Genomic DNA, 2,044 nt, shown 5'->3' on the forward strand with positions numbered 1-2,044 from the left:
TGCCTCTCGAGCCCGGCGGCGTCCCCGGCGCGGGCCGGGCGGCCGCTCTCGTCGGGCAGGTCGGTGGTGACGCCCTGCAGGTCGGCCACGAGGGGGCGCAGCTCGTCCACGTAGGTGGTGCGGTGGACGGCGCGGGTCCGCTCGAGGTGCTCGAAGCGGTCGAGTTGGCCGTCGGTCATGGCGGCGTCGAGGGCCTTCCACACCGAGTCGCGCTGGGCGTCGGTCGCGCGGAGTCGGCGGCGCGGCGACTGGTGAGAGCGCGAGGGACGTTGGGAATTCGGGCTCATGACGACGAGGATAATCCCGCCTCCGGCGCCCGGCGTGTGGCCGTCGTGCGCCGTACTGGGCCGAAGTTCCGACATCGTGGCGATAACACGTTCTAGTGTGGTGGGCATGACTGTGTCCGCCCCGTCCGTTCCCGCCGACGCCGGCATCCTCGACCCCCGCACCGGGGGGCACGTGACCAGCGTCTATCGCATCGCCGAGGCCGAGCCCCACCGCACCGCCGTCATCGAGGCGTCGGGCCGCCAGGTCACCTTTGGCGAGCTGGCCGACGCCGCGCACGGCTACGCTCGCGGCCTGCAGGCGCTGGGCCTGACGGCCGGCGACGGCATCGTGCTGCTGGCACCCAACGGGATCGGCTTCCTCGAGGTGTACTTCGCCGCCCTGGAGATCGGCCTGTACGTGGCGCCGGCCAACTGGCACCTCACCGGGCCGGAGGTGGCGTACATCCTGGAGAACTCGGGCTCCACGGTGTTTGTGGCCGACGAGCGGTTCGCCGACGTGGCCACCGCCGCCGCGAGCGAGGCCGGGCTCGACCCCGCGCGCTGCTACGCGATTGGCAACGTCCCGGGCTTCCGGCCGCTGGCCGAGCTCACCGCGCCCGCCGAGGGGTCCGACCCGCTGCCGCGGGACCGCACGCTCGGCGCGCCGATGCTCTACACCAGTGGCACCACCGGCCGCCCCAAGGGCGTGCGCCGCCCGCTCACCGGGGCGAGCCCGGACCAGGTGACGGTGCCCAACTACTACTTCTTCGCCGGTTTCGGCATCGAGGGCCCGGACAACGTCCACATCTGCGGCTCGCCGCTCTACCACACGGCCGTGCTCAACTTTGTGGCCATCTCGCTCAACCTGGGCCAGGCCGTGGTGCTCATGGACAAGTGGACGCCGGAGGAGATGCTGCGGCTCATCGACGCCCACGGCGTCACCCAGTCGCACATGGTGCCCACGCAGTTCTCGCGGCTGCTCGAGCTGCCGGAGGACGTGCGGGCGACGTACGACGTGTCGAGCCTGCGGACGATCGTCCACGGTGCCGCGCCGTGCCCCCAGCACGTCAAGCAGGCGATGCTCGACTGGTGGGGGCCGGTGCTCACGGAGTATTACGCCGGCACCGAGGGCGGCGGCTGCACCATCACCGGCGAGGAGTGGCTGAGCAAGCCGGGCTCCGTCGGTCGGCCGTGGCGCACCACCACCCTCAAGATCCTCGACGACGACGGCGAGGAGCTGGCCACCGGCGAGACCGGCAACGTGTACCTGCAGATGCACGGCTCGAAGTTCGAGTACCACCAGGACGCCGAGAAGACCGCCAAGACCTACGTGGGCGAGCTCTTCACGATGGGCGACATCGGCTACGTTGACTCGGACGGCTACCTGTTCCTCTGCGACCGCAAGAACGACATGATCATCTCCGGCGGAGTGAACATCTACCCCGCCGAGATCGAGGCCGAGATGACGCGCCAGGACGCCGTGCGCGACGCGGCCGTCTTCGGCATCCCGCACCCCGGCTGGGGCGAGGAGGTCAAGGCCGTCATCGAGCTCGCCGAGGGCTACACCGAGTCCGACGAGCTCAAGGCGCGGATCCTCGAGGACCTGAGCGGCCGGCTCGCGAAGTACAAGATGCCGCGCTCGATCGACGTGGTGGACGAGCTGCCGCGGCAGGCCAACGGCAAGCTGGTCAAGCGCACGCTCAAGGACCCGTACTGGGCGTAGTCGTCCGGCGTCCTCAACGAGTGAGGCCCCCGTCCTCTCGGACGGGGGCCTCACT

At 70.6% G+C, this 2,044-nt stretch carries 2 protein-coding genes; one reads left to right on the forward strand and one right to left on the reverse strand.

Annotation, left to right across the window (positions count from 1 at the left end):
• Window positions 1-287: DUF1707 SHOCT-like domain-containing protein (locus tag HMPREF3086_RS18725; RefSeq protein ID WP_168169117.1), on the reverse strand; the 287-nt coding region annotated here is incomplete at its 3' end.
• A 106-nt stretch (window positions 288-393) separates the two neighbouring features.
• Here HMPREF3086_RS18725 and HMPREF3086_RS17040 point away from each other — a divergent pair.
• Window positions 394-1,989: an acyl-CoA synthetase gene (locus HMPREF3086_RS17040; protein ID WP_210401897.1), complete on the forward strand. Its 1,596-nt coding sequence runs from the start codon at window positions 394-396 to the stop codon at window positions 1,987-1,989.
• The last annotated feature ends 55 nt before the right edge of the window (window positions 1,990-2,044 follow it).

Source organism: Dietzia sp. HMSC21D01 (genome assembly GCF_001815995.1).
GTDB classification, from domain to species: Bacteria; Actinomycetota; Actinomycetes; order Mycobacteriales; family Mycobacteriaceae; genus Dietzia; species Dietzia cinnamea.